Origin of the sequence: Bradyrhizobium sp., from assembly GCF_049586575.1 — a bacterium.
Taxonomy (GTDB): domain Bacteria; phylum Pseudomonadota; class Alphaproteobacteria; order Rhizobiales; family Xanthobacteraceae; genus Bradyrhizobium.
Genome location: NZ_JBAVCF010000205.1, coordinates 1 through 13,970 on the forward strand (window position 1 = coordinate 1; position 13,970 = coordinate 13,970).

General features: G+C 62.8%; 16 protein-coding genes. 7 read left to right on the forward strand and 9 right to left on the reverse strand.

The window, feature by feature from the left end:
- The 4 genes from WB528_RS07810 to WB528_RS07825 all read right to left on the reverse strand — a co-directional run.
- Nucleotides 1–638: N-acyl homoserine lactonase family protein (locus tag WB528_RS07810; protein WP_423887842.1), on the reverse strand; the 638-nt coding region annotated here is incomplete at its 3' end.
- A 160-nt stretch (nucleotides 639–798) separates the two neighbouring features.
- On the reverse strand, nucleotides 799–1,038 hold the full coding sequence (locus tag WB528_RS07815) for a hypothetical protein (RefSeq protein WP_423887843.1): 240 nt from the start codon (nucleotides 1,036–1,038) through the stop codon (nucleotides 799–801).
- A 99-nt stretch (nucleotides 1,039–1,137) separates the two neighbouring features.
- Nucleotides 1,138–1,311 carry a hypothetical protein gene (locus WB528_RS07820; protein WP_423876834.1) on the reverse strand — a complete coding sequence of 58 codons (174 nt, stop codon included), beginning with the start codon at nucleotides 1,309–1,311 and terminating at the stop codon, nucleotides 1,138–1,140.
- 248 nt (nucleotides 1,312–1,559) lie between these two features.
- Nucleotides 1,560–2,534: a Bug family tripartite tricarboxylate transporter substrate binding protein gene (locus tag WB528_RS07825; protein ID WP_423887844.1), complete on the reverse strand. Its 975-nt coding sequence runs from the start codon at nucleotides 2,532–2,534 to the stop codon at nucleotides 1,560–1,562.
- Nucleotides 2,535–2,703: 169 nt separating this feature from the next.
- Here WB528_RS07825 and WB528_RS07830 point away from each other — a divergent pair, with 169 nt between their 5' ends.
- The gene (locus tag WB528_RS07830; protein ID WP_423887845.1) at nucleotides 2,704–3,882 is read left to right on the forward strand and encodes an MFS transporter; all 1,179 of its coding nucleotides are present in this window, start codon (nucleotides 2,704–2,706) and stop codon (nucleotides 3,880–3,882) included.
- 316 nt (nucleotides 3,883–4,198) lie between these two features.
- Here the strand turns inward: WB528_RS07830 and WB528_RS07835 are convergent, their stop codons facing one another.
- Complete coding sequence (locus WB528_RS07835) at nucleotides 4,199–5,224, reverse strand: SAM-dependent methyltransferase (RefSeq protein WP_423887846.1); 1,026 nt, start codon at nucleotides 5,222–5,224, stop codon at nucleotides 4,199–4,201.
- Nucleotides 5,221–6,036 carry a DUF1295 domain-containing protein gene (locus WB528_RS07840; RefSeq protein WP_423887847.1) on the reverse strand — a complete coding sequence of 272 codons (816 nt, stop codon included), beginning with the start codon at nucleotides 6,034–6,036 and terminating at the stop codon, nucleotides 5,221–5,223. Before WB528_RS07840 ends, WB528_RS07835 begins: the two co-directional genes overlap by 4 nt.
- A gap of 294 nt (nucleotides 6,037–6,330) precedes the next feature.
- Between WB528_RS07840 and WB528_RS07845 the strand changes: the two genes are divergently transcribed.
- From WB528_RS07845 to WB528_RS07865, 5 genes are all read left to right on the forward strand, one after another.
- Nucleotides 6,331–7,314, forward strand: a complete 984-nt coding sequence (locus WB528_RS07845) for a flagellar motor protein MotA (protein WP_423887848.1) — start codon at nucleotides 6,331–6,333, stop codon at nucleotides 7,312–7,314.
- 15 nt (nucleotides 7,315–7,329) lie between these two features.
- Nucleotides 7,330–7,704 (forward strand): VOC family protein, encoded by a 375-nt coding sequence (locus tag WB528_RS07850; RefSeq protein WP_423887849.1) that lies wholly within the window; start codon nucleotides 7,330–7,332, stop codon nucleotides 7,702–7,704.
- Nucleotides 7,705–7,790: 86 nt separating this feature from the next.
- A complete protein-coding gene (locus tag WB528_RS07855; protein ID WP_423887850.1) occupies nucleotides 7,791–8,822 on the forward strand; it encodes a peptidoglycan -binding protein in 1,032 nt (343 codons plus the stop codon).
- Between the two features lie 25 nt (nucleotides 8,823–8,847).
- Nucleotides 8,848–9,306 (forward strand): GNAT family N-acetyltransferase, encoded by a 459-nt coding sequence (locus tag WB528_RS07860; protein ID WP_423887851.1) that lies wholly within the window; start codon nucleotides 8,848–8,850, stop codon nucleotides 9,304–9,306.
- Nucleotides 9,306–9,515 carry a hypothetical protein gene (locus WB528_RS07865; protein WP_423887852.1) on the forward strand — a complete coding sequence of 70 codons (210 nt, stop codon included), beginning with the start codon at nucleotides 9,306–9,308 and terminating at the stop codon, nucleotides 9,513–9,515. The genes WB528_RS07860 and WB528_RS07865 overlap by 1 nt, the downstream gene beginning before the upstream one ends.
- A 136-nt stretch (nucleotides 9,516–9,651) precedes the next feature.
- Here WB528_RS07865 and WB528_RS07870 read toward each other — a convergent pair whose 3' ends face one another.
- The gene (locus WB528_RS07870) at nucleotides 9,652–11,529 is read right to left on the reverse strand and encodes an ABC transporter ATP-binding protein/permease (RefSeq protein ID WP_423887853.1); all 1,878 of its coding nucleotides are present in this window, start codon (nucleotides 11,527–11,529) and stop codon (nucleotides 9,652–9,654) included.
- A gap of 359 nt (nucleotides 11,530–11,888) precedes the next feature.
- On the opposite strand from WB528_RS07870, the gene rpmE reads away from it, so the two are divergent.
- A complete protein-coding gene (gene rpmE, locus WB528_RS07875) occupies nucleotides 11,889–12,116 on the forward strand; it encodes a 50S ribosomal protein L31 (protein WP_325174431.1) in 228 nt (75 codons plus the stop codon).
- Between the two features lie 85 nt (nucleotides 12,117–12,201).
- On the opposite strand, the gene WB528_RS07880 is transcribed toward rpmE, so the two are convergent.
- Together WB528_RS07880 and WB528_RS07885 are read right to left on the reverse strand one after the other, a co-directional pair.
- Entirely contained in the window at nucleotides 12,202–13,050 is an 849-nt protein-coding gene (locus tag WB528_RS07880; RefSeq protein WP_423887854.1) for an EamA family transporter, read from the reverse strand.
- Between the two features lie 113 nt (nucleotides 13,051–13,163).
- On the reverse strand, nucleotides 13,164–13,679 hold the full coding sequence (locus tag WB528_RS07885; protein WP_423887855.1) for a DUF1465 family protein: 516 nt from the start codon (nucleotides 13,677–13,679) through the stop codon (nucleotides 13,164–13,166).
- Between the last annotated feature and the right edge of the window lie 291 nt (nucleotides 13,680–13,970).

Consider the following 13,970-nt stretch of genomic DNA (forward strand, 5'->3'; position numbering starts at 1 on the left):
ACCGCATCGCCTGAAAGAATGACCGGCCCCATCTGTGCGAGCTTGACCAGCAGGCTGGAATGGCCGGGCGTATGGCCGGGCGTGCGCAGCATGATCACCGTGCCGTCGCCGAACACATCCTTGTCCCGGGTCTGCGGCTCGACCTTGCTTTCGCCTTTGATCCAGCTTTCGAATGGCTTGTAGTTCACCCCTTCAGCCGGCTTGGGCGCGGAAATCGCTTCCCATTCCCTGGCGCCGATCAGCAGCGTTGCTTTCGGAAACGAGGAAACCTGGCCGGTGTGATCGGCGTGATAATGGCTGATCCCGACATATTTGATCTGGTCGGGCTTGACGTCGACCTTCGCCAGGAGGTCGACCAGGCTCACCTTGGGCGCGACCTTGGGCATGGTCATGGCATGGCCCGTGTCCCATAACATATAATCGTCGCCATGCTTGATGAGATAGCAGCTGTAGACGAACTGAAGCTTCAGATCGCCGTAGGCAAAGGTATCCGAAAAGCGCGGATTGACCGGGATCGGGTCCTGTGGCGTGCCGCATTCGAGACGCGCCAGCGAGACATCCGGCGCGGCTTGCGCGGGCGCGGCGAGACCGGCGAACAGGCTGGCGCCGAAAGCGAGCATGGTCAGTGTTCGGTTCATTGTTACTTCCCTGATTTTGCGTGTTAAGGCACGGCTCTTTTTTGCATAGACGCCGTACGCGAGCGATAAATGGAGCAGGCAGGATACACGCACGTGACGGGAAACGGAATGTCAACTCATTTTGACATTCGCTGCCCCGCTCGCTGGCGCTAGAATCCTATTATGAAGCTTTGGCGATCTTGTGCGCCAAATGGCCGGTCTCATGATCGCGGCGGAGCTGGCTCAGCGACGTCTCGTTCAGCTGAAGCAGGACGTCGCTAAGCTTCTCGGTCGCGGGATAACCGGCGGCAAAACCTTGTCCGTAAATCTTGCGCAACGTGCCGATGAGGGTGTTGCCGTGCTTGTGGCTGATTTCGCCGTCGTGGTTGCGGTGGCGATTGTCCAGACCGGCTTTGCTCATGCTGCTCTCCATGGTGCCGCGAGCAACAGCATCCTCCTGCGGGGACCAAATGGCAACCTTGCGCTGCAACCGGGACGAAGCGGCGCCCCCGCGCGACGCTCAGATCAGCGGAAGTACCCGTTGCAAAATCGCACCGAGGCAGATGAGCACAACGAGCAACTTTAGAAGTTGTGCCAGTCGGCGGTCGGCGGCGAACTTATCGATCGCCCAGAAGCAGATTGCTCCGACGACCACGATGACCAGCACGCCGATCAGAACTGAAATGAGCCCCATGTCATACCTCTTCCGCCCCGGTTGGACGGCCCAGCATCGGTCGTCAGCACGTCGGCGTCAATGCCGGCACCCGCAATCCGAGCACGCGTGGAGAGGATTTGACATTCGCTGCACGCCAAGCCGCAAGTTCGGAAAGCGAATGTCAAATCCAAAACTCCACAAGAAGCTGATATTTGCTGGTGGTTCTTTGATTCTGACATTCGCAAGGGTGGCCGCTGAGATGGGATGCGAATGTTGGAGTCGGACCATTAGTTGCCAAGCTTGATGCCGGCGCCCTTGATCACTTTTGCCCATTCGGGCGTTTCTCGTCTGATGACCCCGGTAAACTCGGCCGGCGTGTTGCCGACCGCCTCGAGGCCAAGTTCGTCGAACTTCTTGCGCATCGCGGGCATCGCCAGCGCTTTCACGGTTTCGTCGTGCAACTTGTCCAGCACATCCTGCGGCGTGCCGGCCGGCGCGACAAGGCCAAACCACGGCACGGCTTCGAAACCGGGGAATCCGGATTCCGCCATGGTCGGAAGATCCGGCGCGAGCGGCGAGCGCTTGATCGAGGTAATCGCCAGCGCGCGCAATTTCCCTTCGCGCGCGAGCGGCAACACGTTCACGATATTGGCGAACGACATGCTGACCCGGTTGGCGAGCAGGTCCGGCATCAGCGCCGTCGTGCCGCGATAGGGCACCGATGCGATATCGAGATGCGCCATGTATTTGAACAATTCGGCGCCGAGATGTTGCGATGTGCCCACGCCGGCATGGCCATAGGAAAGCTTTCCGGGTTTTGCCTTGGCGAGCGCCACGAGGTCTGCCACGGTCTTGACCGGCACCTCGGGCGGAACGGCGAGCACATTCGCCGCGATGAAGACCTGCGAGATCGGCGCGAAATCTTTCTGTGGATCGAACGGCAGCGTCTGGTACAGGCTCGGATTGATCACGAGCGACGAGTTGCCGCCCATCAGCAAGGTGTAGCCGTCGGCGGTGGCCTTCGCGACGCGCTCGGTGGCGATGTTGCTGCCGGCGCCGGGAACATCCTCGACCACGAACGCCGCGCCAAGAACTTCCGCAAACCGGTCGGCCAGCATGCGCGCCACGAGGTCGGGAGCCGTGCCGGGTGTGAAGCCGACCAGGATTTTCACCGGCCGGTTCGGATAGCTGGATTGCGCCGAAGCCATCTCGGCCGCGAACAGGACAATCAGCGCGGCAAACAGGTTCAGCGCAAGCTTCATCGTTTCCTCTTAACGCCCCGCAGGCCGGTTCACTTGAACTTTGCGGTCCAACGGACCGCGGCGCAAGGGCCACCATCCCGTGCGACAGCGTCCCTTGCGCCGATCTGGCTCGCCAGCTAGTCGATACTCTCCATCTACGAATGAGCCTGATCAGGAGCGTGTGAGGAAAGTGAGAGAGATTATTCGGACTGCGAGCGGCGGCGGTCTTCTGCTCGTGGGCATCATGCTGATTGCCTCGACGCTCCGCGCGCCCATCACCGCCGTGGCGCCGATGCTTGGCATGATCCGCGACAGCAGCGGAATCAGCGCGGCCGAGGCCGGCTTCCTGACCACCCTCCCCTTGCTGGCGTTCGCGGCGATTTCACCGTTTGCAGCCATCGTCGCGCGCCAATACGGCATGGAGCGACCGCTGTTCGGCGCACTGCTGGCTATCGCGGCAGGGATCGTCCTGCGTTCGACCGGTCCGGTCTGGGCGCTGTTCCTCGGTACGGCCATCCTGGGTGCCGGTATAGCCGTCGCGAACGTACTCCTGCCAAGCCTGCTCAAGCGGGATTTTCCCACCCGGGTCGCCGGCCTGACCGGCGCCTACGCGCTCACGACGGGTCTGGTCCAGGCGGTCGCCTCGACGGTGGCGATCCCGCTCGCCCAATTGCCAGGATCAAGCTGGCATCTCGCCCTCGCCAGCACGTTGATCTTTCCGGCGGCGGCGTTGATGGCGTGGATTCCCCAGCTTCGGCTGCACTCGGCTCCAGCGAAAGAGGATGCTTCCGCGCCCGAGCGCGGCCGCATCTGGCACTCGCCGCTCGCCTGGCAGGTGACCGGCTTTCTCGGCCTGACCTCGCTGGTCTTTTACATCGTGATCGGATGGCTGCCCGCTATCCTCGTCGAGGCGGGCTACCCGGCGGCAACGGCGGGCTCGCTGCACGGACTGTTGCAACTGGCGACGGCGGTCCCCGGTTTGGTCCTTGGTGCCGCCGTCCGGCGCACGAAGGATCAGCGGGCGCTTGCCATCGGCGTATCGCTTGCCACAACCGTTTCGCTGCTGGGTCTGTGGCAGCTTCCGGCTTTGGCGACGCTATGGGTTACGCTGTTTGGTCTCGCCGAGGGCGCCGCCTTCGTCCTCGGCCTGGCGTTTATCAGCCTGCGGGTCTCGAACAGCCACCAAGCGGCGGCGCTATCCGGAATGGCGCAATGCCTGGGCTACTCGCTGGCGGCGGCCGGCCCGCCGCTGGCCGGCCTTGCGCATGATGCCGCCGGGGGCTGGAGTTTTGCTCTCGGGCTTTGCATCGTCGCGACGTTGCTGATGGCGGCTTTCGGCAGCCTGGCCGGACGGGCGGCAACGATCTGACTGTATCTGAACAATTCGGCGCCCCGGGCGTGACCGCCGCTCCGGCACATGTCCGCGGTTGCGGGAAAAGCGCGCACGCCGTTCAACCCGGTCCACTCCCGCTTCTTGTCCCATGGCGGTAGTGGTCGGCTTTCAGGACGAGTGTCATAAACCTTATCACGGAGTCAAAGGACAAGTACGGCGAGACGCGCTGCTACATTCGAGACCCTGATGGCTATGTCATAGAAGTTGGACAAAGCAAGACGGGCGTCGCTTACGGCTAGCCGACTTCACCGTCGCCCCGCAGCGCGTCCGCTGTTGAGAAAAAGGCGAGCCGCTAGGCCGCTTTCATCCGGTAGTGGCTGACGCCCCACTCGCTGCCGCCGGCATAACCGAACAGGCCCGCGGTCGCGAGGAAGAACCAGCGCCAGCGCCGCATCCACAAGCCGCAGTCGTCACGATAGACCTTGCGCAGTATGGCTTCGATCTCGGCGCGATGAGAATCGAAATTGGAAAGCCAGTCCAGCGCCGTGCGCTGGTAATGCTGGCCGCTCCAGCGCCACTCCTTCTCGACCTCGAACAGATCGGCATATTGCCGGATCAGGTGATGGCTCGGCATCACGCCGCCGGTGAAGAAGTGCTGCGCGATCCAGTCTTCCTTGTCGTTGCGGTCGAACAGGTAGGAGCCGGTGCAATGGGTGAAGACATGCATGAAGAAGCGGCCATCGGCTGCGAGCCACGACCGCACGCGCCCCAACAGCTCACGCCAGTTCATCATGTGCTCGAACATTTCCACCGACACGATCCGGTCGAATTGCCGCTCGGGATCGAAACCGTTCATGTCGGCGGTGATTACGGAAAGATTGGTAAATCCGCGTGCTGCGCTCTCGCCCTGGATATGCATCCGCTGTGAATGCGAATTGGACACGGAGACGATCCTGGCGTTTGGAAACTGCCGCGCCAGCCAGAGCGACAACGAACCCCAGCCGCAGCCGAGCTCGAGGATCGACTGCCCATCGGCAAGATCGGCGTGATCGACGGTCTGGCGCAATGCCTCTTCCTCGGCTTCCTGCAACGTCGAGGCGGCCGAACGGTAGAAGCAGGACGAGTACTTGCGGTTCGGCCCGAGCACGCGGCCGAAAAAGGCCGCCGGCACCTCGTAGTGCTGCGCGTTGGCCGCCTCGGCATGTTCGGCAATGGCGCGATCAGCCATTTCGCGGGCAAAACTGGCATCGCCTTTCACATCGACGGCTGCGAACCGCGCTGCCGTGCGCGAACAGAGCTGGCGGATGGCGGTGCGGATCAAGACATCGGGCAACGGTACCCGTTCGGCGGCGCCGATCACTCTGGACGTGAGGCTCACCCTGCCGCTCCCGAACGCGGGGGCAGCGGGAAGAAGATGCTGGTGCGCGACTGGTAGTCGCGATAGCGCTCGCCGCGCGTGCGCAGCATCTGCGTCTCCAGCGGCGGAATGCCGGTGACGTACATCAAAATCCAGTACATGAAGGCCGGCGCCAAAAACGTAACCCAGCCCCAGGGATAATCGGGCGAGATCGCGATCATGGGGTAAGCGAGCCAGCCCAGCCATTCGAAGAAATAGTTCGGGTGCCGCGACCAGCGCCACAGGCCGACATCGCAGACCAGACCCTGGCCGCCTCGCCGCTCCCTGAACTGCTTGAGCTGGGCGTCGGCAACGGCCTCGCCGGCAATCCCGAGAGCCAGCAGCAGCGCACCGAGATAATCCTGCACCCGCAAGCCTTGGCCCGGAAAATGTGCGGCGACAAAGATCGCAAAGGCCAGCGGGATCGACCCCAAAGCCTGATTTTGCAGGAATAAAAACATCCGGCCCGGCGCGCGAATGCCCCATTCCTGCGCAAACGCAGCATAGCGCGCATCGTCCGATATGCCAGCGGTCCGCACCGCGATATGCACGCCAAGCCGCAGCGACCAGGCGGCGACGAAAGCCGCAACCAGCCATTGCCGCGCGGTAGGCAGCCCCCCCTCCACCGGCCACAACGCGCCGGCTGCGCCGACGAGGCCGACCGAGAAAGTCCAGATCGTATCGACCCAGCCGGAATTGCCGGTGCGCTGCTGGACCACCCAGGCCCCCGCCATCAGGATCGAGAGCGACAGCGCGATCGCTGCCAGCGCCCCAAGGTATGAAATTGCCGACATGGTTGTTTAACCGCTTGTCTTGCCGAAGCTTTGCCAGAGATACGCGCGAGGTCCGGCCGGGTTTCACGCGGAAGTTCCCACCCCCGATCGCCCTGCCCGGCAACCGGCCTTTCATCTCCGCCTCGCTGTGCCATAGTGGGGCCTCCGCTGCCGGCCTGGCCACGAGTTCAAACAGCGAACGTCAAATCCTGAACTCCACTAAAAACATATGTCACCAGTGGTCCTTTTGATTCTAACATTCGCAAAAGGTGACTGCTGAGAGGGGATGCGAATGTTAGAATCGGACCATTGGCAATGACCGCCTCTTCCCGCTCCATGGAGCTTGAATTCACGAAGCTCGCGCCCCCACGGATATTCCTGGTGCGGATGCTGGTGTTTCTGGTGCTGTGCGCGCTGATCATGGTCGTGCTCTACAAGCAGATCATCACCGCCTTCTTCGCCAATCCCGGCCTGAACGCGCTGATCGGCATGGTGCTCCTGGTCGGCATCATCCTGTCCTTCCGCCAAGTGATCCGGCTCTATCCGGAAGTGGCCTGGGTCAACAATTTCCGCATCGCCGATCCCGGAATTGCGATCGACCGCCATCCCACCCTGTTGGCGCCCATGGCCGCCATTCTCGGCGGCGAGCGCTCCGGCCGCATCACCATCTCGCAGCAGACCATGCGGCATCTGCTCGATTCCATCGCTACCCGCCTCGATGAGGCGCGCGACATTTCCCGCTACATGACCGGGCTCCTGGTGTTTCTCGGTCTGCTCGGCACCTTCTGGGGCCTGATCGAAACCGTCGGCTCCGTCGGCAAGGTGATCGACGGCTTGAAGGTCGGCGGCGATGCCGGCGCACTGTTCGATACGCTGAAGGAAGGTCTGGCCGCTCCGCTCGGCGGCATGGGCATTTCGTTTTCGTCTTCGCTGTTTGGCCTTGCCGGCTCGCTGATATTAGGCTTTCTCGACCTGCAATCGAGCCAGGCGCAAAACCGCTTCTATACCGACCTTGAGGACTGGCTCGCCACGACCGTGCGCGGCTATTCCGGCGAGGCCGGTCCCAGCGGTGAACTTCAGGTCGCGGTCGACCGGCTGCGCGCGACCATGGAGGAAGGCGGCGGCAACCGCGGCACGACCACGGCCATGGCCAGTCTGGCGGAAGCCATCCAGGGCCTCGTCACCCACATGCGCACCGAGCAACAATTGATCCGTGAATGGGCCGACGGCCAGGGCGAGCAGAACCGCGAGATCAAGCGGCTGCTGGAACGCCTCGCGCGCCAGCCCGAGAAGAGCTAAGCGGCAGGACCTGCCATGCTGGATCACGTCACCGTCGGGGTCGAGGATATCGAACGGGCCCAACGATTTTACGATTCTGCGCTGCGGCCCTTGGGCGTCACGCGGCTCTATGGCGACGGCGATCGTTTCGCCGGCTACGGCGTCAACCCCAAAGCCTTCTTCTGGATCGGAATTCGCAACAAGCCGCAAACCGGTTCGCACATCGCATTTGCAGCCAATGACCGTGCGACCGTCGACCGGTTCTATGAGGCGGCGGTCGCGGCGGGCGGCAAGGACAATGGACCGCCGGGAATTCGCGCGCATTATGACCCGGACTATTACGGCGCGTTCGTGCTCGACCCCGACGGCCACAATGTCGAGGCCGTCTGCCGACTGCCGGAGCCGCGTTAGTGCGATTTGTTGCGGCAGCGGAAGTGCGCTCCATCTCCCTTCGGGAGAGGCACTTATCTTTCAGACTCCGTAGCGGAGGATAGTACATGGCCCTGGCCCGAGCACGACGCAGCGAAAGCGCTTTCAACTATTGGCCCGGCTTTGTCGACGCGCTGTCGACGCTGGTGCTGTCGATCGTGTTCCTGCTCTCGGTGTTCCTGGTGGTGCAGTTCTTCCTGTCGCAGGAAGTCACCGGCAAGGACAAGGCGCTCGAGCAGCTCAACGCCAAGATCGCCGAGTTGAACGACCTTCTCTCGCTGGAAAAGCTCGGCAAGATCAACCTCGAGGATCAGCTCACGCAGGTGCGGGCGGGACTAGCCTCGGCGGAGGGCGAACGCGACCGCATCAAGGGACTTTATGACGGCCTTGCCGGCGCCGGCAACGACGCGGCAAGCCGCGCCGGCGAACTCAACAAGGCGCTGGATTCCGAAAAGCAGGTGACGGCGCACGCGCTGGCGCAGATCGAGGTGTTGAACCAGCAGATCAGCGCACTCCGCCGTCAGCTCGCCGCGCTCGAAGAAGCGCTGCAAGCCTCAGAGAAGCGCGATCAGGAATCGCAGAGCCGCATCGTCGATCTCGGCCAGCGCCTCAACGTCGCGCTGGCGCAGCGGGTTCAGGAACTCTCGCGTTATCGTTCCGAATTCTTCGGACGGCTGCGCGCCATCCTCGGCAACCGTCCGGACATCCGCATCGTCGGCGACCGCTTCGTGTTCCAGTCCGAAGTGTTCTTCGACACCGGACAGGCGACGCTATTGCCCGAAGGAAAATCCGAGCTCGACAAGGTCGCAAGCGCATTGACTGATCTGGACAAGCAAATCCCGAGCGAAATCGCCTGGGTGCTGCGCGTGGACGGCCATACCGACATGCGACCGATCACCAACAGCGCGCAGTTCAAGTCGAACTGGGAGTTGTCGTCAGCCCGCGCGATTTCGGTGGTGCAATATCTGATTTCGCTCGGCGTGCCGGCGCAGCGGCTGGTGGCCGCGGGCTTTGCCGAGTTTCAGCCGCTCGATACCGGCAACACCGAAGAAGCCTACCGGCGTAACCGCCGCATCGAATTGAAGCTGACGGAAAGGTAAATCCGGGCATGACGGACGTGCTTGGATGACAGGCTCTTTCCGCCTCCGCCCCTATCGCGCCGAGGACGAAGACGCTGCGATCGCGCTGTGGCTGAAGACCTGGCAGCAAGCCTATCCGACGATCGATTTTGTCGCCCGCGTGCCGTGGTGGCGCGAACGCTGGCGCAACGAACTGGTGCCGAACGCTGCGATCATCGTCGCGGAAGAAGTGGCCGCACTGGCTGGATTCGTGACCATCGACACACGCGCCTATCTCGATCAGCTCGTGGTCGCGCCCGAGCATTGGGGCTCACCGCTCGCCGACGCTCTGGTCGATGAGGCCAAGCGGCTTTCGCCGGACACCATCACGTTGCGCGTCAACGACGACAACGCCCGCGCCATCCGTTTCTATGAGCGCAACGGCTTTGTTCGCGCGGGCCACGACGTCAATCCGACCTCGGGCCGGCCGGTATTGAAGATGATCTGGAAAAGCGGAGCAGTTTGATGACGCGTGCCGAACTTGCGACGGGCTCCGCTGTGTTTCTTGCCATCGTCATTGCAGGGACGGCCTCAGTCAAACAGGTCGATCGGCATTTTGCCGCCGGGAGCGCTCCGGCGCCGTCCACTTCGTCAGCGGCCTGCGTCGGAGAGGATGGCTCCTGGAAAAACTGGATTTGGGCCAACGTCCCGGCGCTGTCGCCGAAATGCGAGTGACTATTCCAGGAATGTCATGCCCCGCGAAGGCGGGGCATCCAGTCGCCTGTGGCCTTTCGGCTCAATCATCGGTGCTTCTGGAATACTGGATCGCCCGCCTTCGCCGGCGATGATGGCGAAACAACAAGCTTTGCGTTCAAGCGCCTTCGAACTGCAACCGCGCCAGGCGCGCATAGAGTCCGTTCGCTGCGACCAGCGAAGCATGCGTGCCCTGCTCGACGATCCTGCCCTGATCCAGCACCAGAATGCGGTCGCAGGACAAAACGGTGGCCAGGCGGTGCGCGATCACAAGCGTGGTGCGATGGCTCATCAGTTCCTCAAGCGCGGTCTGCACCAGCGTTTCGGATTCGGCATCGAGCGCCGAGGTGGCCTCGTCAAGCAGCAAAAGCGGCGCATCGCGCAGGATGGCGCGCGCGATCGCGATGCGTTGACGCTGGCCGCCCGAAAGCATGACGCCGCGTTCGCCAAGCGGCGCATCGAAGCCGCCTGGCAGGCGGCGAATGAATTCGCTCGCATGCGCCAGGTCGGCGGCGCGCTCGACTTCGGCATCGCCAGCCTCGGGTCGGCCAAAACGCACATTGTCGCGGGCGCTGGCGGCAAACACCACCGGATCCTGCGGCACCAGCGCAATCCGTTTGCGCACCTCGCCGGGATCGGCGGACCGGATCGGCACACCGTCGACCACGACCTCGCCGGACGCCGGATCGTAGAAGCGCAATAGAAGGTGAAACAGCGTGCTCTTGCCCGCGCCAGAGGGGCCGACGATCGCGACCTTCTCGCCCGCGCGCACGGAGAAGGAAACGCCGTCGACGGCCGAAATGCCGGGACGCATCGGATAGGCGAAACTGACGTTTTCAAAACTGACATCGCCGCGGGCCGGCTCCGGCAACGGACGGGGCGATGCGGGAGCGGTGATCTCCGACTTGACGCGGAGAATCTCAAACAATCGTTCGGCGGCGCCGGAGGCGGCCGAAACTTCGCCCCAGACTTCAGAGAGCTGACCGAGGCCGGTGGCGGCGAACGCCGTATAGAGAACGAACTGGCCAAGGCGGCCCGGACTGATCAGGCCGGCTTCGACGTCGTTCGATCCGATCCAGAGGATGATCACGACGCTGGTGAAGACGATGAAGATGACGATCGCGGTGAGTACGGCGCGCGCCCGCGTCGAATTGCGTGCGGCCTGGTAGGCCTGCTCTACTCCGCCGCCGAAGCGCGTATTGGCGAGCCGCTCGCCGGTATAGGCCTGCACGGTACGGATCGCGCCAACCAGCTCCGAAGCATAGGCGCTGGCGTCGGCGAGCGTATCCTGGGCGTTGCGCGACAGCCGCCGCACCCAGCGCCCGAACGCCATCAGCGGCAGCACGACCAACGGAATCGCGAGCAGCACGAAGCCGGAAAGGCGCGGGCTCGTGACCACCATCATCGCGGTCGCGCCAATGAACAGCATGACGTTGCGCAGCGCGATCGAAACCGAGGCGCCGACGGCGGATTTGATCTGCGTGGTATCGGCGGTGAGGCGGGAGATCAATTCGCCGCTGCGCGAGGAATCGAAGAAAGCCGGCGACAGCGACATCAGATGCGCGAACACGTCGCGCCGCAAATCGGCGACGATGCGCTCGCCGATGGTCATCACCAGATAGAAGCGCGATGCGCTGGCGAGCGCCAATACGCCGACCACCGCGATCATGACGCTGAAATAGCTGTTGATGCGGGCGATGCCCTCCGGCGTGAAGCCGAAGTCGATCATGCGCCGCACCGCGACCGGCACAATCAGGGTGGTGATCGCGGCAACCGTCAATGAAATAAAGGCAAGGGTGACGCGGCCGCGATAGCGGTTCACGTAAGGCGCGAGCGCCAGCAGCGGGCGCAGCCGCGCGCTGCGCTTGGATGGCGGCGCGCTCAGGACCGCTTCGATGGACGCCGCCGGCTCGAGCACGGCGCTCGGCTCGATCGCCACACCATCTTTTGGTGCTGTCGGTTCAAGCCGATTTTCCAGTCGTTCAACCGCGCTCATATACCAGTGCCCACTTTCGAAGTTCGTGCTCCATCGCTGCACCCACTTCCGCGAACGTCGGAAAGTCATGGGCACTCGCAAACCTATTGATTGTAGTGCCGTTTTCTATTTGAAGTTCCTGGATCGAGTTCGCAGCTCGTGGTGCAGGAATTTCAAATAGACGGCACTAGAACCCCCGTTTTGCCACTCCCAGATAGGCCCCATAACCGGCGCTGGCAAATCGGCTACGCGACGGAGCGGTCCTTTGCGGATCAAGCCGATACTTGGCTTGTTTTGAAGGGTCGCTTGGGTTATAGACCCGCCCAAATCCGACACCCCCAAAACTGAAACATGGGCGCCGGCGCGCCGAAGGACCTGCTATGAAAGCGGAAATTCATCCGAATTATCATATGATTACGGTCGTGATGACCGATGGCACCGAGTATCAGACCCGCTCGACCTGGGGCAAGGAAGGCGACAAGCTGAACCTTGATATCGATCCCAAGTCGCACCCGGCCTGGACCGGCGGCGCCCAGCAGCTCATGGATCGCGGCGGACGCGTTTCGCGGTTCCAGAAGAAGTTCTCGGGCTTCCTCAAGAAAGATTGAGGCCTCCCTGGCCTCGTTGTGCCCCGCGCAAATACAAAAACGCCCCTGCTCACGCGGGGGCGTTTTGATTTGAGACCCCGCGAAATTAAGCGCGCCAGCCGACGCACGCCGCACCGGCCGCGATGACGCAGCAGGCCGCCAGCCGCAAGCCGGTCAGGCGTTCGCCAAGAAAAATGGCGCCCAGCAAGGCTGCAAACACCACGCCGGTTTCGCGCAGTGCTGAAACGGCGCCCATCGCATTGCCTTGCATGGCCCAGATGATGACGCCGTAGGCTGCGAGCGAGATCAGCCCACCGCTGGCCGCCTTGGCCGCTTCCGCTGGCGAAATCGCAAAGGCAGTCCGGCCTTGCCACGCCAGATACAATAACGGCATCGCCAGCTCCAAAGCGAAGATGCCGCCGGTATAAGCGACCCAGTTGCCCGACGCGCGCACGCCCAGGCCATCGACCACACTATAGGCGGCGATGCTGACGCCGGTTGCGAGCGCCGCGGTCAAGCTCATGCCGCGGAGGCGAAAGAGGCTGCCGCCGGTTCGCACAGCCGCCAGCATGAAAATCCCCGCGCAAACCAGACCGACGCCCACGATCCCGAGCGGGCCCATCCATTCACCGGCAAGCACGCTGCCGCCGAGCGCAATCAATGCAGGTGAGGTGCCGCGTGCGACCGGATAGGTCTCGCCGAGGTCGCCGCTGCGATACATCCGCACCAACAGAATATTGTAACAGAGGTGAAGGAGTCCCGAGGCGACAACATAGCTTGCAGCCGATACCGGCAGCCCGGCGACGGCCATCATCGCAAGGCCTGTGAGGCCGGCGACGATGCACATGATCGACATGGATTGCGCGCGGTCGGCGCCACCCCGCAACAACGCATTCCAGCCCGCGTGCAACAGCGCGGCCGACAACACTAGCGCTATCGAAAGAGGGGTCAGCAAGGCCCGATCATCTTGCAGGTTAGGTCATTCAAGCGTCGCCCACGGCGGTTCGCCTGCGCAAGCGAGCGTGCAGGAGCGAGTGGCGAGGAAACGGAGAACCGGAAGGTACCGGGCTATTGTTCGAAGGCAGCCTTGAGGCGGTTGAGCTGCGGCACCAGGGGATTACCGATCGGGGCGCGCTCGGTGGTCGGAGCCGCGTGGATCGTGGCATCGAGACGGCGCACCTTGCCCTGCAGCGCCATCGAGCGCGAGATCAGGTCCTGCAAATTCTGCGGCAGCTTTTCGATCATCTCGTTCGGACCGGGATCGGCGGCCGAGAGCTTGACCTTGGTCTTTTCGCGGTTGGCCTGGGTCAAGCTCATTTCGCCTTCCTTGACCGCGCGATGCAGCAAAAGCCAGGAAGCCAGTTGCATCAGGCGGGTGGTCAGCCGCATGCTTTCGGTGGCGTAGGTCAGGCTGACGGAACGCTCAAGCGCCTTGGCCTCGGTGCGGCCGGCGCCGTCGAGATAAGCCGCGGTCTCTTCGACGAGGTCCATGCCTTCACGAAACAAGGTGCCGAACGCGGCGGAGTTGGTCAGCCGCTCGCTGAAATGGACAAGCGGGGTTTCGCCTTGCGATCGGTCCGACATCTCTGAACGCCTCACGCCACTAGTTACTATCGGCCCGCGGGAGCCGGATTATGATGAACAAATCATTGCGCGCGTGGGGGCGAAGAGTCCAGCCGCAACCAAATTTATGGTTTCCAGCGCCCTCCGCGAAGCTCGTGCGAACGTCGCAGTACCTTCAGACTTGCGCTCAAGATGCGGCAAAAAAGGGCAAAAAAAGAGCCGCCGTTTCCGGCGGCTTTTGAAGTTGATAACAGGGAGGCGTCAAACAGAGTGACAGGAGCCACTCGGTGTCCAAAGAGGACGGTCTAAGTC